We start from the raw sequence: 21056 nt of genomic DNA, 5'->3' as shown, positions 1-21056 counted from the left end.
TCAGGTTCCGGGGGGGTTGCGGCGGGGGTTGCGGGGGGTTGCGCGCAACCCCGCGACCTGGGGTTTTGCCTCGCGCGCACGCGCGCACATACGCGCGCGTGCGCGTCGCGCCGCTTAGGTGCGGGTTCAGGTCGGTTTCTCCCGCCGGCGGCTGCTCGGGGTTGCGCCTCGCCCAATTCGGTGACGGACAGTGATCGACCGACCGTCGATCGCGTCTGATCCGACCGTCCGAATCGACGAAACGCTCTGAGAGCTCCTCAGGGCTCATTCGGGGAGGCCGGAGTTGGATTCCTCGCGGGCGCTGGCGATCGCTCTCCAGCGCCCGCTTCAGGCGGCTTTCCTGGTCCTCGCTGATCGCTTTGATCACGCGAACACGGCTGCGACGCGGCGCTGGATGCTGTCCAGGCGTGCCTGGTCGAACCTGGAGAGCTGGTCGGGCGAGCGGCCGGCGCACGAATTCACGGTCGCGCGCTCGCCGGGGGTGAGCGCGCCGAACTGGCGATCGTCGAGCCAGTCCACCGGGCTGACCGGCGGGGCCGTCGGGGCCGGGGGAGCAGGCTGGGCGCGGTCGCGCTCGGCCCGCCGGGCCGAGCGCACGTCGGCGTGCGCCGCAGGCGCGGCCTCGGCCAGGTCCGCGACGTGCTCGGGATCGAACGCGCGGATCACGAACGTGATCCTCTTGCTGGTGGTCTCGCGCATCTTGGCGAGGAGATAACCGCGGACCTTGTCCGGCGGGTGGCCCTCGCCCAGAGCGCGGGCGACGCAGCGGGCGAGCTTGGCGCGCTGGCTGGGGCGGCAGTCCAGGCGCTTCAGCCCGTCGGCGATCTCCTGCTCGGCCAGCAAGGAGGAGGAGACGGCGGCCTCGCCGCCGCTCAGGTCCTGAGGGGTGGGGTGGTCGGGGGAGAGGTCCGTCCGTCCGTCCGCGGCGGCGTGCGCCGCCGCGCGCTTGCGTGCGCCCGCGTCGGCTACCGGACGGACGGAGTCTTCCCCTTGATCTTCTTCCCCTTGATCTTCTTTGGGTGCATCCACGTGCACCCCCCCGGTGCACGTGGATGCACCCCCCCGGTGCACCGACGTGCACCCCCCCATTTCCTCGGGATCCTCGGAAAATCCCTGCTCGATGGGGGGTGCATCCACATGCACCCCCCCTTCCGGGGTGTGGCGGCGGGACGTGCGGACGCGGGCTTCCCGGCGCCGGGCGGCGTTGATCCGCTTCTCGATCAGGTGCTTGTACTTGCCCTTGCGGGGGTCGGCCCGGCGGCGCTCGTCGTACCACTCGGCGAGCGTGATCGGACCCGGGTACAACATGCCGCCGGGCGGCGAGAAGCACGGCACGTAGGTGTTGGATTCCTGGGCGTTGGACCGTCCGTCCGTCACCGGCTCGAAGGTCCGGTCGCCCGTGAGCCGGTCCTTGTAGGTGGGCACCACTTCGATCGCGCCGAACTCGATCAGCGCGTCGATCGCGTACTGCACGGCGCGGGACTTGAGCTCGACGGCCTCGCCGATCGTGGCGATCCCGGGATAGGCGGTGAGCTTCCCGGTCTGCTCGTTGACGTGCGCGGTCAGGAACTCGAGAATCGCGCGTTCCTTCAACGGGCGCCCGGCGAGCATGAACCACAGCGGCATGCGGGCGAAGGGGAACAGGTCCGGTACCTGGGCACCGGGCTGCTCGTCGGCCGCGGCGGTCTCGCCGCGGCCGGGGGCGGTGTTGCTCATCGTGACGGGCTCCATCGTGCTGTCGCGGAGCGCCACCCGGTGACGGTCGCCTCCGAACCGCCGTTTCGTCGGTTCGGTGCGCTACCATCGGCTCACACGTCATGCCCCGGGTCTGAAAGACGCGGTGTCGTGGTGGTTGTCCCCAACACGGACGTGGAGCAGGTGGCTAGCCCTGCTTTGTTTGGCCGGAACAACCCCGTGCTGACTGGCCGGTCGGGCGGGGTTTTTCCATGTTCAAGGTCTGCTCGCTCCGGATGGACGCTCCCTGGCGAGCGGTAGGGGCTACATCGCCGCGACCTCCTCGAGCCGGCTCCGAAGCTTGCGGATCTCCGCGTCGCGACGCTCCAGTTCCGCATTGCGACGCTCCAGTTCCGCGTCGCGATGTTCGAGCTCCGCTTCCAGCTGTGCCATCCGGTCGCGCTCTTCCAGACGCTTGTCGCGCAAGACCACGAAGGCGTAGACCTCGCCGCGCCAGCTGACTCCGGGCTCTGCGCCCTGCTTGACGGACTTGCGGACCTCGCCCGACCTCTTGCTGAGATCCGAGCTGGTCAGCGTGATCGCTGGGGCGTTCTCTGCGGTCGTCACTGCTCCTCCTGAGGCTCGTCCGCCGGGGGGACGGCGTCAACCTAGCTCGAAATCCGGATTTCAGGGAGGCGCCTGGCTCTTCGGCGTGTTGCCTTGCGGGCAGTGCGCAGGCCTCGCGCTCCGAGGTCCCGCGCGCACAGCCGCATGCGTGGGCAGGAAGGGACAGGCCCGGGGCGAGCGGGAGTGCGCACAGTCTTCGCCGAGGCTCCGGTCGGCCCTCGGCCACCGGGTGTGGGCCGAATGGGCGAACAAGGCTTGCGGTGCTGCAGCGATCGGAGCTACCGTCACCGTAGCTTTTGAAGCTTCAAAAGCTTTAATTAAGAGGTGCGGTGCGGGTTCCACCCCCGGACGGCCTCTCGCACCGCGGCAGCGGCGTTTTTGAGACTTCTTTTAGAGAGGGCGGATCCTCCGTGCCTGAGACGACTTCGCATGCCCGCGCATCCGCCAGCCAGCTGGCCTACGACCAGCGTGTTGTGGCGGGGATGCCGACGGCCTACCACCACCTGATCGCCGGTTCGCTGGCCAGCGACTGCGCCGATGCCGAGTACATCCGCGCGGGGGAGGCCGGGGATCCGGGCGAGACGCGGATGTACCTGCGCTTCGCCGACGAGGCCCGCGCACTCCGCGACGCCCACGAGCGGGCCGCGTGCATCTCCGCCGAACGGGAGGACGCCCCGTGACCCGCCTGCGCCGCCGCGCCGAGCGGTCCCGGCGCGGGCGCCGGGCGCTGATGCTGCTGGCTGCAGCCGTCTGGGCCGTCGCGGCCGCGACGGCCTTCGCAGCCGGGGAGGCGTTGTCCGGCGCGGGAGCCGTGATCGCCGGACTGCTGGCCGTCGTCGTCGCTGTCGCCCCCGCCCCAGTCGCCGATTCGCCGCACGACGACGGCGACGACGAGAACCCGCAGGAGCCGTCGCTTCCCCGCCCGCGCCGGCGCTGACCAGGCCGCCGCGACAACCGCACTCCAGGAGGACAACCCGCCATGCGCACCATCAGCCACGACACCCACACCGGTCCCGGCCAGCTCTTTCTCCGTCTCACGGCCGGATCCGTGTCCGTCGTCGCCGACCCGGGCATCGACCGGGCCGTCGTCACCCTCGCCCCTGCGCGCGCCGGGGACCCTGACGCCCTCGACGCCATCTCCCGGACGAAGGCTTCGCAGGCCGAGGACCTGCTCGCGATCACGGTCCCGCCTGCCGGCCACGCCGGCGGGTTCGGCCAGCGGGTGACCTTCGGCCCCGGCGGCAGCGTGTCCGTCGTCCAGCAGTTCGGGGTGGTCACCGGCGAGGTGACCGGACTGGTGATCAACAACGACGGATCGGCGGTCGTCGGGTCGATCGGCGGCAGCCACGGCGGAGTCCGGGCCGAAGTCCGGGTCCCGAAGCTGCAGTTCGTCGACGTCGAGGCCGGGTCCGCGCCCGTCACCGCGACCGGGCGGCTGGCGCACCTGCGGGTCGAGACCGGATCCGGGGACGTGTCCGTCGAGGACGCCGACACCGTGGACCTGCACACCGGCTCCGGCGCCATCGCCCTCGGCCGCGTCCGCGTCGTGAAAGCCGCCACCGAATGCGGCGGGATCCGCGCCGACCGGCTGCACAGCGGCCAGATGCGCACCCGCAACGGCGACATCGCCGCCGCATCGGTCACCGGCCCGTTGTCCCTGACCACCGACTTCGGCCACGTGAACGCCCACCTCGCCGCCCAGGCTCCGCTGACGGCCGTCACGGGCAACGGCGACATCCGGGTCACCGCCGCCAGCGGCATCCAGATCTCCGATTCCCGCTTGCGCAGCGACTTCGGCCGGGTCTTCACCTCCTGACCTCTCTCGCCCCGCCCCCGACCCGGCTCCCGCAGCCCGGACAGCCTTCTGGAGGACACCCGCCATGCGGCTCATCGCCCACGACACCCACACCGGTCCCGGCGTGCTGCGCCTGCGGCTGCCCGCCGGACTCGTGCTCGTCACCGCCAGCCCGGAGATCGGCCAGGCCGTCGTCACGCTGACCCCTCTGCAGGCCGGCGACCCGGTCGCGCTCGCCGCGATCGAGCGCGCCGAGGCCGCCCAGACCGGGGACCAGCTCGCCGTCACCGTCGCCCACCCCGGGCCAGGGAACCGGGCCGCGCCGCCGCTCGCGAGCACCCTCGGTCGCCCGGCCGCCGCGCAGGCCGGCGTGGCGCTGGCAGACCGGACGCCCATCGCCGCGGCACGCGCCGACGGGGGCGAGATCCGGGCCGAAGCGCGGGTTCCGGCGGGCCAGCGCGTCGAGATCGACTCCGACACAGCGGACGTCTCCGCCGTCGGACCGCTGTCGCGCGTGCGGATCGAGACCGCGGCGGGCCAGGTCCAGGTCGAGAGCGCCGGGGAGACCGAGGTGCGCGTCGGCAACGGCGACGTCGACCTCGGCCATGTGGACCGTGCGGACGTGCGGACCAAGCGCGGCGACGTCCTCGCGGAGAGCGTGCGCACCGGCGAGCTCGAAACCGGCGACGGCCGCATCACCGTCTCCGTCGTCACCGGTCCCGTGAACCTGCGCACCGACTGCGGCGACGTACGCGCCCACCTCGCTGCGGTCGAGGCACAGGTACAGGCCTCGACCGGCTTCGGCGACATCCGCGTCACCGCCGAGTACGGAATCCGCGTCGACACCTCCGGCCTGCGCACCTGCCTCGGCGACATCCAGACGTGCTGAACCCGCTCCGCCGCCGACATCCCTTCCTCGCCTGGAGGATCCGATGAGCATCAGCGCCATCGAGCTGACCGGCTTTCTCTGCACCTGCCCGCCTCGACATCGAGGACGCCCGCCCCGCGGCCGACGCCACGACTGAGCCGCTTCACCGTCGTTTCCCGGAAGGAATTGGAGAACCGGAATGAGCACCGCCGCCGACGACACCGCCGCCGATTTCCCGTTCGTCGCGATCGTGCACCGACCCGGCCTGCCGGACGTGCATCTCGGATTCGCGTTCGAGCACCAGGCCCGGCAAGCCGCCTGGTCGCTCGCCGACGATCTGCACAACACCAGCCACATCCAGGGCACCACGGTCGGCTGGTCGCCGACCCCGGAGTCGGCGACGTCGCTCGCTCCGGTCCCGACCGACCCCTGCGTGCTCGCCGCACTGATCGCCGGCGAGCCCGTCGGTGAGCCGACGGGACGCGCCTTCCCGGATCTGTACTCCCGGCTCAAGGCGCAGGAGGGCTACGACGCGTCAGCGCGGATCTGGGGCGACGCCTGTCGCTGGCTCGACCATGTCGAGTCCGCGCCGGACTGACCGACCTCCGCGGAAGCCGCGGTTCCTGTGGAGCACGGGGCGCGACGTCGCCCCAGCCGCTGGACGAAACGCCGCGAAGGCGTCCCCGGGAACGAGACCGGGCTGACGAGTCACGCGCCACCGACAAACGCGATCAAGGGGGAGGACCCTCGATGAACACCCGCCGCACCGCACCCGACACCGATCCGGTCCGGACAGCCCGCGCCGACCAGTTCCGGATCTCGGCCACAGTGATCCTTGCACCGGGCGATCCGCGGTTCGCCGAACTGGAGAAGGCGCTGGTGCTGCCCGAGCACCGCCGACCCGGGCAGGGCTACGGCATCGCGCTGCTCGAGTCCGAGACGGACGCGGTCACCTACGTCGGGTCGATCCGCCAGATCGAGGACTTCCGTGCCGCCAACTCCGACGGGAACGGAGTGCTCGACGTCTCGCACGGCCTCTGCTACGGCTCCTGGCCCCAGACCGGCGGGTGGGACGAGGTGGTGCCGCCCACCACCTGGAATCCCGGCGGCGAGGGCGTCGTGACCGAGTTCGACCACCGGGGCATCGCGGTCGTGGTCTACGAATTCCTCCGGGAACGCGGCGGCGAACAGGCTCCCATTGTCGCGTTCCACTGCCTGCACTGCCACAACGACCACGCCTTCTTCCACGACCACGCGACCGAGAACAGCGGGCCCGGGGACCGTCGGTGGATAGCGGACAAGGCCCGCGTGCACATCCGGCAGGCCGCACACGAATGCCGCCCGCTGGACCCGCGCCATCTCGAGGCCGTCGTCCAGGTCGCGAGAGAGAAGTTCGGCCCCGGGGCCGTCGTGCCGGCCCCGGAAGCTCAGTGCGCCGCCGACGGGCCCTGCGCAGAGATCCGGCACGCGAAGGCACGGGCCGCGACCCGATAACGACGGAGCCGCCGCGCCGGACCCCGGACCGACGGCTGATGTGCCCGACCCGCGCCGTCCGCGTGACCAGAGCCGAGGCAAAGCCACCGTGAGTTCGATCATCCCTGCGAAACAAGGAATCCCGCAATGAAACGCATGAAGGCCGCGATCCGGTTCGGTGTCGTCTCCGCCGGCGTCACCGCCCTCGACGCCGACTGACCTCCGCCGGGCCGGGCGCGCGAGCTTCCCGGCGACCCGCACCCGGCCCGGCGGGGTTTCCCACTTCCCGGTCCCCAACCAACCCGAACCGGAGCCCGAATCATGGCACTCGCCAGAAAGGTCCTGTGCGGTGCGGCGATCCTCTGCGGCATCGTCTGGATCGACCACCACGGCGACGGACTCGTCGCCAGCGCCGACACCTCGCCCATCCCCGCCGAGTACCAGTCCTACTACCAGGCTGCGGCCGGCACCTGCCCGCATCTGGACCCCGCGCTGCTGGCCGCGGTGGGAAAGATCGAAACCGACCATGGCCGGAGCCCGCTGCCCGGCGTGCGGTCAGGCAGCAACTCCGCCGGCGCGGAAGGGCCGATGCAGTTCCTGCCCGAAACCTTCCGCGCCGTCCGCAAGCGCCACCCGGACATCGGGCCCGGGGATCCGCACGACGGGGAGACCGCCGTCAAGGCCGCCGCCCACTATCTCTGCGACTCCGGCGTCGCCGCAGGAGACATCCCCCGTGCGCTCTACACCTACAACCACTCGTGGAAATACGTCGCCGACGTGCAGGCCCAAGCCCGCGCCTACCGGTGACCACGTTCCCACTCCCCGAACGTCGGCACGTGGAGCGGCACGCGGTCGCGCGCGTCCCGACACTCCTGCGAAGCGATCGCCTGACCCGCAAACCCTCCGTGAAAGGGAAGAGATGCCAGGGACAGAACAAACACCGCCTCGGCCAACGGGCGACGGCATGATCGCGAGCGGGTACCGCGCCAGCCGGGCGCCCGCCCTCGAGCGCCGCCGCGCCGCGCCGGCGTGCGAGCGGATCCGCTGCGGCAACGGACGCGCGAACGCCGCCGCGGTCGTGGCGGCCGCTGCGGCCCTGATGCTCGCCGGGTGCGTCCCCGGAGGGAAACCGGGACGGCCGGAGTCCTCCGGCCTGTCGTTCCCCACCGCCGCCGAGGCGCCCCTGCGCCCGGACCCGGCGCTCGCCCCGTACGTGGTCAACGGCAGCGGCCGCAGCGGCGACAACTACACGGTGTCGTGCATCCCGAAAAGGGAGTTCGACGTCGAAGGCGGCCAGAACCCCGACCACGAGATCGAACTGCCGGTCACCCGTCGCCAGCTCGAGGCGATCCCGGCCGGCGGCCCGTGCCCGCTCCCGCCGGACTGGCACAACCGCCCGGCCGACCGCAGATGACATCCGCCCCAGCGCGAGAAACCAGGAGTCCCATGCACCACGACGTCCCCCACACCCATGCCGGCGGCGACTCGCCGGACGAAGCCGGGCCGCGCCGGGACGCGGGCCGCCGGATCGCGACGGAGGGAGCACGCTGATGCCCGCCGCTCAAACCCTCGCGGGGAAAGGAAGCCTGGCCGACGGCGAGATCGGCGGCGGATCGAAACCGCGCCTGCACGTGATGATCAGCGCCCGCGGAAGCGGCACATCCACCTGGTGCGCCGACCATGCCGACGTCCTCGGCGAGGTGCTCTCAGTCGACGCTGCCTGCGCCACGATCGGGGCCGGCGACCACGATTCGGGCGTCGCGGACGACGTGCTCGACCTGGTCGAGCGCAGCGCCGCCGTGCTCCTGGCCGCCGGCCGCGACGTCACCATCGACGCCACCGGATGCCGAGCGGAAGACCGGGCCCGCTGGCTCGCCCTCGCCGATGCCCACGACGTCGTGCCGGTCGCGATCCTGCTGCGCTGCGAACTGACCACCGGGCTCTGGCGCAACCGGCGTCGACAACGCCGCGCGCGCGTCGCCGCAGTCGTCCGGACGTGGTGGGCAGTCCGTACGCTCACCCCGCAACGGCTGGAAGGCGAGGGATTCGCCGAGGTCTGGGACTGCTACACCGACTGGCGGATGTCCCCGGCCGCGTCGTGGGCGACGCGGGTCCTCGTCGCCGTTCTTCTCGCCGCGACGGCCTTCGACGCATGTCGGCCGGCGGCCCCGGCCATGCGCGAACCCGTGCCCGCGCAGCCGGTTGCGCCGGCCCCGCCCGTGCAGGAGGTCGCCGAATCGCCGCGCCCGGCGATCGCCGGGCCCTGGGTCGTGGCCGACGTCGTCGCGCTGCCCTGCTGCGACACCGCCGGTCGCCCCCTCGACCCGCAGCCCCGTGCCCTGCGCTGCCTGCCCGAAGCCGACTACCGCACCCGGCCGGCCCGTCCGCGCTACTGGACCGTCCCGCTCAAGGGCTCCGCCCCCATCATCGCCGAAGACCGCGCGGCCTACCCGCCCGGAACGCCCTGCCCGTACGACCGCTGACCCCGACGACCAGGACGAACCGGGCCGCGCCGCAAGCGGATTCCGGCGCACCGCGATGCACGACCCGTCGACATCCCCGGCGTGCTCAGGAAGGATCCCACCGTGAACGAACTTCCCCGCAAACCCAAGTCGGACGGCGACCCGGGCGTGAACGAACGGCCCCGCCCCGATACCGCGCCCGGCGTGATCGAGCAGGCCCGGGAAGCGGTCGAAGCCCGGCGCGCCGCCGGGTATCCGACGCCTCATCCCGAAGCCCTGACGATCGTCGTCGTTGAGGAAGAACTGTACCCGCTGCTCGCGGGGACCCGGCGCGAGCAGCGCGTCCCGCTCGACGAACTGACGCGTCTGATCGTCCGCGAGGCCCGTGCCCCCGTCTCCGGCCTGGAGATCGAAATGCTGAAGCGGGCTGCTCCGACACCGCCGGCTCGATGACCGCGGCGGCTCGGCCCGTCGTTCCCCGCCCACAGCCCCGTCAACGACACCACACCGGCCGATCGGCCGCCGGCCGATCGGGAAAGGACCTCCGATGAGCACCGGCACCGGCGAGATGACCGCTCAGGATCTGCACGACGCGCTGGAGCGGATCCCCCGCAGCGACCGCCCCCACGTCAAGGTCCGCGTCGTGCTCTACGCCGAGCACAAGACCTTCAACGTTCCCGTCACCCGCACCAGCGGCCCCGCCCTCGGCGTCGACCTCAACATCGTCTGCCAGGAATGACCTCGCGCCGCGTCCGGGCCATGCGCGTCCGGCTGTCGCCGCGTCCTTGGCCGTGCCCGCGGTCCTTGGCGACGGGACCCGGCCGGGTGCCAGCTCCGCGCGAGCGGCGCTGGCTAGGCTCGCGGGCGTGATCAGCGAAGAGCTGGGCTTGGAGCTGCGGGTGCTCGACGAGAGCGATCCCGCGGTCCTGCCGGAACGCGTGGGCCGGATGACGCCGTCGACGGCGCGGGAGGTCCTGGCAGGTCTCGCCGCGGAGCAGGCGATGCTGACCCGGCAGCGCCGATACGCCGAGACGCAGACCAGCGTGGTCCTGGCTGCACCGGACTCCGAGACCGTGGGCATGCCCCGGCAGTGGGTGCTGGACTGGGCGCTCACGGCGGACAAGCAGCGCATCGCGATCGACGACCTCGAGCCGTGGCGCCTGCTGGTCGCGGGTGCGCTGCGGGAGTACGTCGCGCGGAAACGGGCCCGGTGATGGCGAAGCCGCCGGTTTCCGAGGCCGCGCGAGTGCTGGGGGAGCGGGTCCGGACGTTCCGCGACGACCTCGGCATCAGCCAGGAGAAGCTGGCCGCGCTCGCAGGCGTGCACTGGACGTTCGTCAGCCAGGTCGAGCGCGGGCTGCGGAACCTGAATTTGCACAACCTGCTCAAATTCGCGGCCGGACTCCAGGTCGACCCGGCAGAACTGGTTGCGGGGCTCGTCCCTCCGCCGGAGCCGGCCGAGGACGAGGCCCAGGACGAACCGGTGGTGCGCACGCCGGCGGCACGGCGGCGCAAGCCCCGCAAGACCGCCGGCCGTCGTTGAGACGACGAGCGAGGCTCGGCGGGCGACAGTCGTCGAGCGGCGACGTCCGGCGGACCCGCGAGGACCTGCTCCAGGCGGCGCGTCGTCGCCGCGATTGCTCCGAACGGATGCAGCTCTGCCCGCATCCCATGTCGTGCTCGTCCGCGCGGTTCTGCGCCCGCGATACTGAAGGTTGCTGTCCGTGACCGGTCGTTGACTGAAAGGTGTGGTGCTGCGTGGCGCAGTCGAGTGGGGACGACCAGCTCTTCCCGATCCCGGAGGGCGCTCCGGCAGAGGTCCGCGAGTTCTTCGACCGCGACCACCGGCGCGCGAGCATCGTGGGCGACGGCCGGATCATGACGGACCCGGGCCAGGTGCTGACCAACATCGAGAACACGATGCAGCGGATACACGACGACATCTACACCGAGTTCAGCATCGCCGACGACATCGCCACCGACAAAGAGCTCATGGCGATGATGGGCGACCTGGCGATGGACTCGCTGCTGATCCTGTTCCTGGTCAACACCGGGATGCGGTTCATGAAGGACGGCGGCTACCCGAACGAGCTGGTCACCTTTCCGCTGCCGGACCACTACGACATCACGGCCCTGGTGCCGAACCTGAAAGTCAACGAGCGCCAGCACCAGATCGCCAAGGCGATCTTCGACCGGCGCAGCACCAGCCCGGACGACCTGACCGACGACGACATCGCCGCCGACCTCGAACCGCTCGACCTCGTCGGGAAGATCGAGGTCTTCATCATCCTGTTCTACATGTGGGCCACCAAGATCGGCGCCATGAAGAACGTGACCGGCGCCGAATAGCGCCAGGATCGGGAAACGGGGGAGCGGAATGCCGTGCGACGCGGAACGGCGGCTGGCGCGGGAGGCGGTCCTGCCGTTCGGACGGCTCGGGGAGTGCACCGTGGTCCACGTGCGCGCCTACGAACGCGCCACCGGCGAGGCGCCCGTGGTGATCCTCGGCGAATTCCGGCGCACCGCCGGATCCGGACAGTCGCTCACCACACGGTCGAGAAGGCCGCCGCGGCCGCGCAAACCGCGTTGTACCCGGCAGGGGAGAAGCTGCGGTTCGTCCAGCACACCCCGTACGGGCTGCGGGACCACCAATCGGTGCCCGGATTCGACGAGGTGACGATGTTCGGACGGCAGCGGATCGGCGCCGCCCGTCGTTGGCTCCGTCGTCGACGGCACGAGCGGGAAAGCCGGTGGTCGGCCGCCGCCACCGTGGTCACCATCGACGGCGCCGCACGGCATGTGTTCCCGCCGCCGGAGCCCGACGACCTAGTCTGGGAGTTCCGCGGTCCGAGATGGCGGACCCTGGAATCGGTGTGGCCGGCCGCCGAAGCCGATGCGCTGCGAGGGCAACCGGGCATTCCTCCGGACGAGCTGATCCGGCCCGCCGAAGTGCAGCTTCCCGAGATCCTCGGCGACACGCCCGTGGCCGTGTGGCCGCCAGGCCTCTACGTGCCCGAACTCATCGGCGGTCCCGAGGCCGCACGGATCGCCGCCGACCGCGTCGCCGCGGTGCACCGGAGGCAGGAACAGGAACAGGCTTTCGCCGACGCCGTCACGACCGCCGAACCCGGCGCGATCGTCACCCTGCACGGGGCTCCTGTCGAGAAGCCCGAGCACCAGCCCGGCAACCCCGGCACCTGAGATCCGCGCCCCTGAGGGTCGGCCCTGTCCGCGCGCACCTCGGCCGCGCTCGTCGCGCCGGCCGGTGGCTGCCTGCGCCTCCCGGGGCAGATGCGTCGTTGCTTCAGCGACGATTGTCGTGGATCTGGTACACCCGCTCCCGGCTGACGCCCGCGGCGCGCGCGATGTCCGGCACGGTGTAGCGGGCGGCGGGTCCGGCCTTGCGCCGCTGGGCCATGGCGGCGGTGATGGCCGCCCGCCACTCGGCATCGGCCGTGTCGTGCTCGGCGGCGGCGGCGGTGCGGCGGCGGGCGGCCCGCTCGACGTCGTCGAGCGGGCCGAAGCCGTCTTCGCGGCGCAGGCGGGCCGCTTCCCGGATGCGCTGGGCGGCGAGGGCGTCCTGCGCCGCCTCGCGCTGGCGTTCTGTTCCCAGGCAGAAGACCACCCCGCCGTCGAGCAGGTCCAGCCGGACCGGCTCGCGGCCGGGCGGGGTCAGCTGCAGGTGCCAGCCGAGGATCAGCTGCGGGCTTCGGCCGAAGACGGCCGAGGTAGTGGTGATCGGCGGCAGCCGCAGATCATCGGGCAGGCAGAGCGATGCGTCCCAGGTCCCGCCGCCCACCCGGTATCCCAGCACCAGCAGCGCGCTGTTCGGGTCGTAGCCGGACATGGCGGCCCACGCGACAAGCCGCCGGGCGTAGTCCGGTTCGAGGAAGCTCTCCACGGTCTGGTCCGCGCCCGCCGTGCGGGGCACGGGCCGGGCGGGGTCTTCGGCCAGGGCTCGCAGCGTCGCGGTCTCGGCGAGTGTCATGCCGCCACAATGTCAAGCGCGCTACACGTCCAGTCGTCCGCCGTGGCCCGGTTCCGGCCCTCCTTCGCGCGCCGGCGATCGCGCAAGCAGCCGAAACGCAGGACGTCCGCGGGCCGCCGAACCGTCCGCGACCGGCGGCGCCGTTCCCGTACGGCTCGGGCTCGCGGTCTCCGGGGCGCGAGCGGCTTGGTGCGGCGGGAAGTCCCGTCGGGCGAACGTGCCCGCCGGGCGAGGGAGCGTCCGGCGGGCCTGACGTCGTGCGGGGTTCGGCTACCGCGATCCGCGTCCGACGGCGACCTCGCGGTAGTCGACCATGTGCTTGCGGAGGCGGGTGGCGACAGTGGCCGGTCCCAGGGGGTGCGCCACCCGGACGACGACGTCGTCCCCGTCGTAGCGGAGCACTTCGATGATGTTCGTCGGCGCGGGGTCCCAGCGGGTGGGTTCGTTCCGGCAGACCGCGATGGCCGGTTCGGCGGGGGAGCCTCCGCACCACCGGCACGATCCGGGGGCGTGGCCGCGGCGGTGCCGTTCGAGCTTCGGCGCGAGCTGCCCGCGCAGGAACTCCGCGCGCTCGTCGCCGATCGGCAGGTATTGGGGGCTGGTGCGGCGGCGGGGGCGGCCGTTGTTCGCGACCGAGAACACCGCGCGCTCGTAGGCGTCGCGGACGTGTGGGGCGAGATCGGTGCGGGAGAGGCCGTGGGACCACTCCTCCTCGCACATCCACGCGATGTTCATGCCGATGTAGTAAACCGCGCGCCACACCTCCTCGCCGGCGTTCTCGGGGTCCTCGACGGACGGCAGCGATTCGTGGATGCGGCGGAGCAGATCGGGTTCGGGCACGGATGATTCTCTTTCTGCGTTCGGGGTCGGGGCTGCGCGGGACCCGCGGCACACAAGGGGCGGGGCATACCGGTGCGGTGCGGCTGTGCAAGGGGCATGCGGCAGCTCCTTCCCTCGGCGGCAGGCGAAAATGCGCAGGCGGCACCGCGCTGCCGTCCGGCAGCGGGAATCCACGGCCGGACGGCAGTGCGCGCGCTGGTGACGCGCCGCCCCTGCTGACGCCGGGAAACACTGCACGTACCCGCATCGAGGCGGGACGACGCCACCACGGTAGACCTTGCCTCCGACATTTCCCGGCGGGTCCGCGGTGGACGGCGTGCGTCTGCCGACAGGCGCCCGCCGCGATCCTCAGGCCGACAGCTGAAGAAGAGCGGGACCGGGAGGCGCCCGAATCGTGTGCGGGGCGAACCTGACGAGGCGTGCCGGACGACCTCGAATCCATTCGAACAGGGTCAGGTGCCGGTTGCGTCGTAGCCTGAGTTGCGCAGGAGGAGGCGTGCGAAGTGCATGAACGCCGCGGTCATCGCGATCGGTCCTTCGGCGGCCCACCACAATCGATCGCCGTTGAGCCCGCGGATCTGCATGACGTCGCCGGGCATGTCCTCGACGGGGACGGTCCGGTGGCGGATCCCGACGCCCAGCCGTCGGTAGGCCTCGCTCAGCGTGGCGCGTCCGTGGATGTCGAGCACGTCTCCCTCGGGCGTCCGCACGGCGCTGTGCACGGGCTCCCAGGAACCGTCGCGAAGAATGTCGAAGACCGTCACGTCCCATCCGGTCAGGAAATTCAGGGCGCCGGCCAGGCGATGGCACTGGTGGCCGCCGAAGAACTCCTCGGCGTGCGAATCGATCGTGTTCGCGGTCAAGGCGACTTCGCGGAGGCGTTGCCCGGTGGCTGCGGTGGTCGGGTTCTTGAGGCTGAAGACGATTCGTCCCGAAAAATCGGCCTTGGACGGATCGCGCCGGGCCGCTGCCTCGCGAGGCGTGTCGCCGGGTTCAGCCATCCTCCTCGACCCTTCCTTCTCGCTGCGACAGGACTGCCGGGGAGAGGTGTCCGCGTCCCGGCGGCTGCAACTCCTTCGGATGTCTCGGCTGCGGTCCTGCTCGCCGGGCCGGATCAGAAGACCCGCAGCAGCCGGCGGACCGACGGGCCTGTGTGCCGGAGCGGGCGTTCATCGTTCGGCATTCCGCCGGCACGCGACGCCGAAGCACTGCCGCGCCGAGCCGTCCCTGCCCGTCTGCCGGCGCCCGCCGATCATCCTGCCAGACAGCCGGTTCGTCTGCCGTTGAAGCACCGAGGGGCCGGGAGACCGAGGCCCGGGCGAGGACGCCCGAGCGGAGTTCTGGTCGTGGCGACGGCGCCGCCGTTCGAGCTGCGCTTGATCGGCGGAGCCGCAGCGTTCTTCGGGTGCGCGGCATGCTGGGGCCTGACGGGCGCAGACGCCGCCTTCTCCCGCCGCAGCGCTGACGCCGACGACGGCGCCCTTTCCTCGCAGCACGTCACCCAGCCGCAGCTGTGGCTCGTCGGCATCCGGAACACCGTCTCAGGCGAGACGAGCCGGTGAAGCCTGCCGAGACGGTGGCGCGTGCGAGCCACGTCCTGCTCGACTTCGACGGTCCCGTCTGCGCTGTGTTCGGTGCGGCCTCGGATCGAGCCGTCGCCGACGAACTGCGCAGCCGCGGGGCCGCCCGGGGAGTCGCCTTCCCCGCGGAAGCACTGGAGACGAGCGACCCGTTCGACGTCCTGAAGCACGCGGCCGGCGTGGACGGAAAGACTGCCGCGCAGTTGGAGAAGCTGTTGCGGGAGTGCGAGGTTGCCGCCGTCGAGACTGCGCCGGCCACACCCGGCACTCCCGAACTCCTCCGGCGGATCGCGGCCGACGGCAAAGCCGTCACCATCGTGAGCAACAACAGCACCGCCGCAGTCCGCCGCTACCTGCAGCGCAGCGGGCTCGACGATCTCGTCCGTCGAGTCTCGGCCCGCGACGACGCCGAGGTTCAGCACCTCAAGCCCTCGCCGCATCTGCTGCAGCGGGCCATCTCCGCCGGCGGCGGACCCCCTGGCGCGTACGTCATGATCGGAGACTCGGCATCGGACATCGAAGCGGCACGCGCGGCAGGGACAGCCGTCATCGCCTTCGCCAACAAACCGGGGAAGCACGAGCGATTCACGGCCCTGGCGCCGGACGGCATCGTGACGTCCATGGCTGACCTCTGATCGGCTACCGGCTCCGGCCCAACGTGCACCAGAACCAAGGGGCTCCGCGAAGTCCTCCGCGTTCAGGGCCGCGAGCGGGATCTCGGACACCGGCCAGGGCGCGGCGATCCGGGATCGAGGACGTCCACGTCGTCGGGGCGAGCCGCGGCGGGAGACCTCGCTCGAACAAGCCCGACGCGCCATCCGTGCCGAGCGGACCACCTGCGCCGCTGGGCCAGGTCGGGCTTCCGGCCCGCGGCCGCCCCGCCGCGGAACTCGTGCGACTCGTCAGCGGAGCCGAAGCCGTCGTCGCGTGCTCAGCCGCCTGCGGGCCTGACGGGCTGAACGTCGTTGTCCGCGAACGGCACCTCTCTCGGGCCGGGCCGTCGAATCTCTTCTGCTCCGGCTGCCCGCATCGCTGGTCGCCGTGATGCGCCACCCCGGCGCTGACTCCTTCCGCGCGGCGCAGACGCGATTCCGGTCTCTGCGCCTGGCGATTGCGCGGCTCGGAGCGGAGCCGGCGGCGGCGTTGCGGCGGCATGGCAGGCGCACAAACCCATACGTTAAGATTCTAAACAAAATCTGCCGAATAATGTTAAGGTTCGTTACATGATGGTGCTGGTGGGGCAGGCCCCGGACTCGTCTCCCGGCTTCGGGGTCGCGCGCGTGCGACTGGAAGCGCTGGAGGAGGCGATCCGTGCGCAGCTGCCCAGGACGACTGTCCCGTCGCAGCGCGAGGGGCTGCGGTGGCTGCAGATCGTCGAGGACGCGCCGGTGACAGTCGCGCACTGCCGGGCCGTGCTCGACGAGAGCGGCGCGGTGAACTGGTCGATGGTGGTTCGCTACGCCGTGCCGGGGATCCGGTGGGAGGACGACTCGCCGTGCGTGGACCTGGTGCCGATCGGGGCCGCGCCGGTCATGCTCTGGCCGGTCCCCCTTGCCTGGCACCGCGACGAGCCGGTCGACATGGCCGCTCCGGCGGCGATGGTCGCCGAGATCGCCCGCCGCGCGCCGGGAAAGATTCCGCACGAGCTGCGCCTGGGTGTGGCCGCGGCCCGCTACCACGCCGCGCTGATGACCGAGGCGGACGCGAAGCGGTCGGTCGTCGCGCTCGCCGAGAACGAGCTCGACCGCGCGGCGGCGGCGGGAGCCAAGCCGCCCAGCGGGCGAGACCAGGCCCGGCGGGCGGGCGTCACCGCGCCGACGCTGATCTCCTGGCAGCGGTCCTGGGCCATCGCCCCGGCCGACGACGAGGGAACGGTGCTGCCGTCCGATGACGACGGCACGACCGCCTGCCGGGCCGGGGCGATCGCGTGACCGTCGCGAGCACCAGGCGCACCAGCGCAGCGCCCCGGAGCGCGGGGCGGACAGCCGTCGTGGTCCCCGGCCCGGCTGAAGGAGCGAGCAAGTCGTGGCGGCGCATGGTCACCTCGGTCGACCCGGCCAAAGGCGACGCCTTCGCGCTGGACGGGACGTGGCTGGAACCCGGCCGCGCTTTCGAGATCACCGTCGGCGCCGTGGTGGTCGCCTGCGACGTGTTCGACGACCACCGGCTCATCCGGATGCTGACGGTCGAGGTCGGCGGTCTGGCCGAGGTGAAGGCCTGGGACCAGAAGAGGCGCCTGGGCCGGCGCGCCCTGAACTTCGTGGCCGGGCGGCTGCCCAAGGGCTTGTTGTGCTCCGCTCGCGCGCTGGAGGCGCTGCCCAACAAGTGGGCGGGGCGCTGCGTGCGCTGCCGCCAGGACGTTGACGCCGGCGCGGGCCAGTTCGTCGAGGAGGACGGGCGCCGCCGGGTCGCGCACCTGAACGGCGCGTGCCCGCCCCGGCCGCCCCTGATCAGCCGCTTCGACGGAAACTGCCGCCTGTGCCGGGGCTGGATCACCGCCGGCCACGGGCACGCGGTGAAGGACTCCGGGCGGTGGGAGGTCGAGCATCCCGGCGGAGCGTGCCCGCCGGTGCCGGAGCCGGCGCCGAACCTCTACGACGGCTGGTGCCGCGACTGCCGCGAGATCGTGCCCGCCGGCACCGGGGTGTTCGACCGGGGCCCGTGCCACCGCGACGGCTGCCCCGAGCCGACGGTCGCCGGGCCGACCTGGACGGTGCACCGCCGCGCCGGGGCGCTGGAGCCCGGGCGGGTGCTGCGCGCCCGGCTGCGCCCGTGGGGGAACGAGCCGCCGGTTCCGGAGTCCGCACCGGGCTACCGGGTGCTCGACGAGCACGGCCTGGTGCACGCCGTGGTCACGGTCGTGTCGGCCCTCGGTCGCGACGCCCGGTTCAACGCCCGCGTCCGGATCGCCACCGAGGACGAGGCCGCCGACGTCCTCGCCGAGCAGATCCAGTTCGTGCCCGACGCGATCCCGGACCCCGCCGGGTTCCGCGCGCCGTGGAACGCCGAACGGATCGGCACGCCCGCCTCGGTGCTGAGCCGGATGCGCGAGACCGGGTACCTCCTCGGGCGCGCCCAGCCGGTGCGGGGCACGCCCTGGGTCGCGGAGATCACCGGCCGCACCCGCACCGGCTGGGTGCTGGATTTCCTGCGCCCCAACATCGACCGCTCCGAGTCCAACTCCGCCGGCACCCGCGGCGTGCAGTACCACTGGGATTTGAAGATCAACCGCGTGTACCGGGCGTACTACCCGGTCTCCTGGTCGGAGGCCGAGCGGGTGTTCCTGCGCGCGAACCCGGACGGCACCGTGCGCGAGATCGAACGGGAGGAGGTGGAAGCGTGGCTCGACACGGCCTCGGCGTGGACGTTCTCACTGCCGCTCGACGGCGCGTGACCCGCGTTTTCCAGGACTTTCCCCACGTGTACGTCGCGTTCTCCGGCGGCAAGGACTCCGGCGTCCTGCTCGAGCTGGCCGCGGACGAAGCCCGCCGCCTCGGCCGTCGGGTCGGGGTGCTGGTCGTGGACCTGGAGGCCCAGTACGCGCTCACGATCGACTACATCGCCGCCGCCCTGGCCCGGCACGCCGACGTCGCCGATCCGTACTGGGTCGCGCTGCCGCTGAACCTGCGCAACGCCGTGTCCCAGTTCGAGCCGCAGTGGCAGTGCTGGGACCCCGACCGCCGCGCCGACTGGGTCCGCTCCCAGCCCGAGGGCGCGATCACCGACCCCGGCTACTTCCCGTTCTTCCGCCCCGGCATGGAGTTCGAGGAGTTCACGCCGAGCTTCGGGCACTGGTACGCGCGCGGCGACGGCCGGCTGACCGCGTGCCTGGTCGGGATCCGCGCCCAGGAGTCGCTGAACCGGCAGCGGACGATCATGTCGCGGCGCAAGCGGATGTTCGACGGACTGCAGTGGACCACCTGGATGTCGGGCAACGTCTACAACGCCTACCCGATCTACGACTGGCGCACCGAGGACGTGTGGCGCTACTACGGCAAGCTGAAGGTGCCGTACAACCGGCTCTACGACCGGATGCACCGGGCCGGGCTGAGCATCCACCAGGCCCGCATCTGCCAGCCCTACGGCGACGACCAGCGCCGCGGCCTGTGGCTCTACCACGTGATCGAACCCGACACCTGGGCCAAAGTGGTCGCGCGGGTCAACGGCGCCGGGTTCGGCGCCCGCTACGCCCGCGAGGCCGGCAACGTCCTGGGCCGCATCAAGATCACCAAACCCGACGACATCACCTGGGAGGAATTCGCGCAGCGGCTGCTGGACTCCATGCCCCCGCCGGTCGCCGAGCACTTCCGCGACAAGATCGCGCGATTCCTCAACTGGTACGACGCGCGCGGCTACCCCGGCGGGGTCATCCCGGACGAGGGACCGGCCTCCAGCAAGACCGAGCCGTCCTGGACCCGGATCTGCAAAGTGCTGCTGTCCTACGACTACTGGTGCAAAGGCCTGTCGTTCGCGCCGACCAAGTCGGCCAGCTACCGGCACTACCGGCGCACCATGCAGCAGCGCCGCGCCGAGTGGGGCTACCGCGGCACCCTGCCCCGCGACGGAGGCCCGCGGTGACCGCCCGCCGCCGCGGAGGCGGTCCGTCCCTGCTGCAGCTGACCAACGAGGACCCCGAGTTCTACCCGCTGCTGGGTCCGTTCCTGTCCCGGCGCGAGGTCGTGGGCCAGGTCGGCGGCCCGATCTGGGACGACGACGCCAAAACCTGGATCGTCGCCACCGCCGGCAGCGGGTTCCCGTCGGAGGTGGCGGGGTTCGTCGGCGTCGCGGTCCGCGGCCGCACCACGGTCGTGGAAAGCCTCTACCTCGCGCCCGGCCAGGAACAGGCCGCGGCCGCGCTGCTCGACGCGGCGGTGACGCGCTTCGGCGACCGCCCCCTGCACGCGGTGGTGTGCCTGGCCCACCGCGACGCTTACCTCGCCGCAGGCTTCGCCGAAACCACTCGCAGCAAGAACTTCAGCACCCTCGATCGGGAGGCGACCCCGCGATGAGCACCGACCCCGCCCAGACCGCCCTCGACCTGGACACCATCGCCGCCGGCGCGGCCGCGCCCGCCCGCCCGCCGACGGTGAGCGCCGCCGGGCAGGACCTGCTCGACGCGGCCGAAACCCTGTTCGCGCGCCTGGACCAACTCGACGTGCAGGACCGCATCGACACCGTCAACGCCCTGCGCCTGGCGCTGCACCGCCGCTCGCCGCTGCGCGAGCAGCCCGTGGACTGCGTGCTGTGGCTGCCCGCCGACCAGGTCGGCGGCAACGACTACAACCCCAACGCCGTCGCCCCGCCCGAAATGGAACTGCTGACCCACTCGATCGCCACCGACGGCTACACCCAGCCCATCGTGGCCTGGCCCGCCGGCGACCGGCAGGAAGTCGTCGACGGATTCCACCGCCACCGCATCGGCAAAGAGAACGCCGGCGTCCGCACCCGGGTGCACGGACGGCTCCCGGTCACGCTCATCAACACCGCGCGCACCGGCCGCGACGACCGGATGGCCTCCACCATCCGGCACAACCGCGCCCGCGGCGAGCACCAGGTCGGCCGGATGGCCGACATCGTCGTCGAAATGTCCCGCAACGGCAAAACCGACCAGTGGATCGCGCGCGAACTCGGCATGGAACCCGACGAAGTGCTCCGCCTGCGCCAGACCACCGGCCTCGCCGAACTCTTCGCCGACGAGGAATTCTCCGAAGCCTGGGAACACCGCCCCGGCAACGACCTCTAACCCGAC

General features: G+C 72.0%; 27 protein-coding genes. 22 read left to right on the top strand and 5 right to left on the bottom strand.

The genetic code is table 11. The features are described from left to right. Positions 1 to 363: 363 nt before the first annotated feature. Together ABZX37_RS10010 and ABZX37_RS10005 are read right to left on the bottom strand one after the other, a co-directional pair. Positions 364 to 1752: a hypothetical protein gene (locus ABZX37_RS10010; protein WP_354737892.1), complete on the bottom strand. Its 1389-nt coding sequence runs from the start codon at positions 1750 to 1752 to the stop codon at positions 364 to 366. Positions 1753 to 1998: 246 nt separating this feature from the next. Then, positions 1999 to 2301, bottom strand: coding sequence for a hypothetical protein (locus ABZX37_RS10005; protein WP_354737890.1), 303 nt, complete (start codon positions 2299 to 2301; stop codon positions 1999 to 2001). A gap of 410 nt (positions 2302 to 2711) precedes the next feature. On the opposite strand from ABZX37_RS10005, the gene ABZX37_RS10000 reads away from it, so the two are divergent. The 15 genes from ABZX37_RS10000 to ABZX37_RS09930 all read left to right on the top strand — a co-directional run bounded on the left by ABZX37_RS10000 (position 2712) and on the right by ABZX37_RS09930 (position 12100). Beyond that, complete coding sequence (locus tag ABZX37_RS10000) at positions 2712 to 2981, top strand: hypothetical protein (protein WP_354737888.1); 270 nt, start codon at positions 2712 to 2714, stop codon at positions 2979 to 2981. Then, the gene (locus tag ABZX37_RS09995) at positions 2978 to 3238 is read left to right on the top strand and encodes a hypothetical protein (protein WP_354737886.1); all 261 of its coding nucleotides are present in this window, start codon (positions 2978 to 2980) and stop codon (positions 3236 to 3238) included. The genes ABZX37_RS10000 and ABZX37_RS09995 overlap by 4 nt, the downstream gene beginning before the upstream one ends. 42 nt (positions 3239 to 3280) lie before the next feature. Then, positions 3281 to 4117, top strand: coding sequence for a DUF4097 family beta strand repeat-containing protein (locus ABZX37_RS09990; protein WP_354737884.1), 837 nt, complete (start codon positions 3281 to 3283; stop codon positions 4115 to 4117). A 64-nt stretch (positions 4118 to 4181) separates the two neighbouring features. After that, positions 4182 to 4985, top strand: a complete 804-nt coding sequence (locus ABZX37_RS09985) for a DUF4097 family beta strand repeat-containing protein (RefSeq protein ID WP_354737882.1) — start codon at positions 4182 to 4184, stop codon at positions 4983 to 4985. A 178-nt stretch (positions 4986 to 5163) separates the two neighbouring features. Continuing rightward, a complete protein-coding gene (locus ABZX37_RS09980) occupies positions 5164 to 5562 on the top strand; it encodes a hypothetical protein (RefSeq protein ID WP_354737880.1) in 399 nt (132 codons plus the stop codon). A 152-nt stretch (positions 5563 to 5714) separates the two neighbouring features. After that, positions 5715 to 6458, top strand: a complete 744-nt coding sequence (locus tag ABZX37_RS09975) for a hypothetical protein (protein WP_354737878.1) — start codon at positions 5715 to 5717, stop codon at positions 6456 to 6458. A gap of 300 nt (positions 6459 to 6758) precedes the next feature. Next, complete coding sequence (locus ABZX37_RS09970) at positions 6759 to 7244, top strand: lytic transglycosylase domain-containing protein (protein ID WP_354737876.1); 486 nt, start codon at positions 6759 to 6761, stop codon at positions 7242 to 7244. A 157-nt stretch (positions 7245 to 7401) separates the two neighbouring features. Then, on the top strand, positions 7402 to 7851 hold the full coding sequence (locus tag ABZX37_RS09965; protein ID WP_354737874.1) for a hypothetical protein: 450 nt from the start codon (positions 7402 to 7404) through the stop codon (positions 7849 to 7851). Positions 7852 to 7987: 136 nt separating this feature from the next. After that, positions 7988 to 8920 (top strand): AAA family ATPase, encoded by a 933-nt coding sequence (locus tag ABZX37_RS09960; RefSeq protein WP_354737872.1) that lies wholly within the window; start codon positions 7988 to 7990, stop codon positions 8918 to 8920. Between the two features lie 102 nt (positions 8921 to 9022). Beyond that, positions 9023 to 9352, top strand: a complete 330-nt coding sequence (locus ABZX37_RS09955) for a hypothetical protein (RefSeq protein WP_354737870.1) — start codon at positions 9023 to 9025, stop codon at positions 9350 to 9352. 94 nt (positions 9353 to 9446) lie between these two features. Beyond that, positions 9447 to 9638 carry a hypothetical protein gene (locus ABZX37_RS09950; RefSeq protein ID WP_354737868.1) on the top strand — a complete coding sequence of 64 codons (192 nt, stop codon included), beginning with the start codon at positions 9447 to 9449 and terminating at the stop codon, positions 9636 to 9638. A gap of 127 nt (positions 9639 to 9765) precedes the next feature. After that, positions 9766 to 10113 carry a hypothetical protein gene (locus tag ABZX37_RS09945; protein ID WP_354737866.1) on the top strand — a complete coding sequence of 116 codons (348 nt, stop codon included), beginning with the start codon at positions 9766 to 9768 and terminating at the stop codon, positions 10111 to 10113. Next, entirely contained in the window at positions 10113 to 10442 is a 330-nt protein-coding gene (locus tag ABZX37_RS09940; protein WP_354737864.1) for a helix-turn-helix transcriptional regulator, read from the top strand. Before ABZX37_RS09945 ends, ABZX37_RS09940 begins: the two co-directional genes overlap by 1 nt. 215 nt (positions 10443 to 10657) lie before the next feature. Continuing rightward, positions 10658 to 11248, top strand: coding sequence for a hypothetical protein (locus tag ABZX37_RS09935; protein ID WP_354737862.1), 591 nt, complete (start codon positions 10658 to 10660; stop codon positions 11246 to 11248). Between the two features lie 237 nt (positions 11249 to 11485). Further along, positions 11486 to 12100 carry a hypothetical protein gene (locus ABZX37_RS09930; protein ID WP_354737860.1) on the top strand — a complete coding sequence of 205 codons (615 nt, stop codon included), beginning with the start codon at positions 11486 to 11488 and terminating at the stop codon, positions 12098 to 12100. A gap of 103 nt (positions 12101 to 12203) precedes the next feature. Here ABZX37_RS09930 and ABZX37_RS09925 read toward each other — a convergent pair whose 3' ends face one another. The 3 genes from ABZX37_RS09925 to ABZX37_RS09915 all read right to left on the bottom strand — a co-directional run bounded on the left by ABZX37_RS09925 (position 12204) and on the right by ABZX37_RS09915 (position 14728). Beyond that, complete coding sequence (locus ABZX37_RS09925; RefSeq protein WP_354737858.1) at positions 12204 to 12887, bottom strand: hypothetical protein; 684 nt, start codon at positions 12885 to 12887, stop codon at positions 12204 to 12206. A 270-nt stretch (positions 12888 to 13157) separates the two neighbouring features. Continuing rightward, positions 13158 to 13727 (bottom strand): hypothetical protein, encoded by a 570-nt coding sequence (locus tag ABZX37_RS09920; protein ID WP_354737856.1) that lies wholly within the window; start codon positions 13725 to 13727, stop codon positions 13158 to 13160. Between the two features lie 452 nt (positions 13728 to 14179). Continuing rightward, on the bottom strand, positions 14180 to 14728 hold the full coding sequence (locus tag ABZX37_RS09915; RefSeq protein WP_354737854.1) for a hypothetical protein: 549 nt from the start codon (positions 14726 to 14728) through the stop codon (positions 14180 to 14182). Positions 14729 to 15073: 345 nt separating this feature from the next. Between ABZX37_RS09915 and ABZX37_RS09910 the strand changes: the two genes are divergently transcribed. From ABZX37_RS09910 to ABZX37_RS09880, 7 genes are all read left to right on the top strand, one after another. Next, entirely contained in the window at positions 15074 to 15289 is a 216-nt protein-coding gene (locus ABZX37_RS09910) for a hypothetical protein (protein ID WP_354737852.1), read from the top strand. Continuing rightward, positions 15286 to 15942 carry an HAD-IA family hydrolase gene (locus tag ABZX37_RS09905; RefSeq protein ID WP_354737850.1) on the top strand — a complete coding sequence of 219 codons (657 nt, stop codon included), beginning with the start codon at positions 15286 to 15288 and terminating at the stop codon, positions 15940 to 15942. The genes ABZX37_RS09910 and ABZX37_RS09905 overlap by 4 nt, the downstream gene beginning before the upstream one ends. A 588-nt stretch (positions 15943 to 16530) precedes the next feature. Beyond that, the gene (locus ABZX37_RS09900) at positions 16531 to 17238 is read left to right on the top strand and encodes a hypothetical protein (protein WP_354737848.1); all 708 of its coding nucleotides are present in this window, start codon (positions 16531 to 16533) and stop codon (positions 17236 to 17238) included. Then, positions 17235 to 18701: a hypothetical protein gene (locus ABZX37_RS09895; protein ID WP_354737846.1), complete on the top strand. Its 1467-nt coding sequence runs from the start codon at positions 17235 to 17237 to the stop codon at positions 18699 to 18701. The genes ABZX37_RS09900 and ABZX37_RS09895 overlap by 4 nt, the downstream gene beginning before the upstream one ends. Next, complete coding sequence (locus ABZX37_RS09890; RefSeq protein ID WP_354737844.1) at positions 18647 to 19885, top strand: DUF3440 domain-containing protein; 1239 nt, start codon at positions 18647 to 18649, stop codon at positions 19883 to 19885. Before ABZX37_RS09895 ends, ABZX37_RS09890 begins: the two co-directional genes overlap by 55 nt. Then, positions 19882 to 20316: a hypothetical protein gene (locus ABZX37_RS09885; protein WP_354737842.1), complete on the top strand. Its 435-nt coding sequence runs from the start codon at positions 19882 to 19884 to the stop codon at positions 20314 to 20316. Before ABZX37_RS09890 ends, ABZX37_RS09885 begins: the two co-directional genes overlap by 4 nt. Then, a complete protein-coding gene (locus ABZX37_RS09880; RefSeq protein WP_354737840.1) occupies positions 20313 to 21050 on the top strand; it encodes a ParB/RepB/Spo0J family partition protein in 738 nt (245 codons plus the stop codon). The genes ABZX37_RS09885 and ABZX37_RS09880 overlap by 4 nt, the downstream gene beginning before the upstream one ends. Positions 21051 to 21056: the final 6 nt, after the last annotated feature.

It is taken from the genome of Amycolatopsis sp. NPDC004079 (assembly GCF_040610415.1).
GTDB lineage: Bacteria > Actinomycetota > Actinomycetes > Mycobacteriales > Pseudonocardiaceae > Amycolatopsis > Amycolatopsis halotolerans.
Note: the sequence above shows the minus strand (reverse complement) of the source record. Positions and strands in the feature narration are given on the sequence as shown.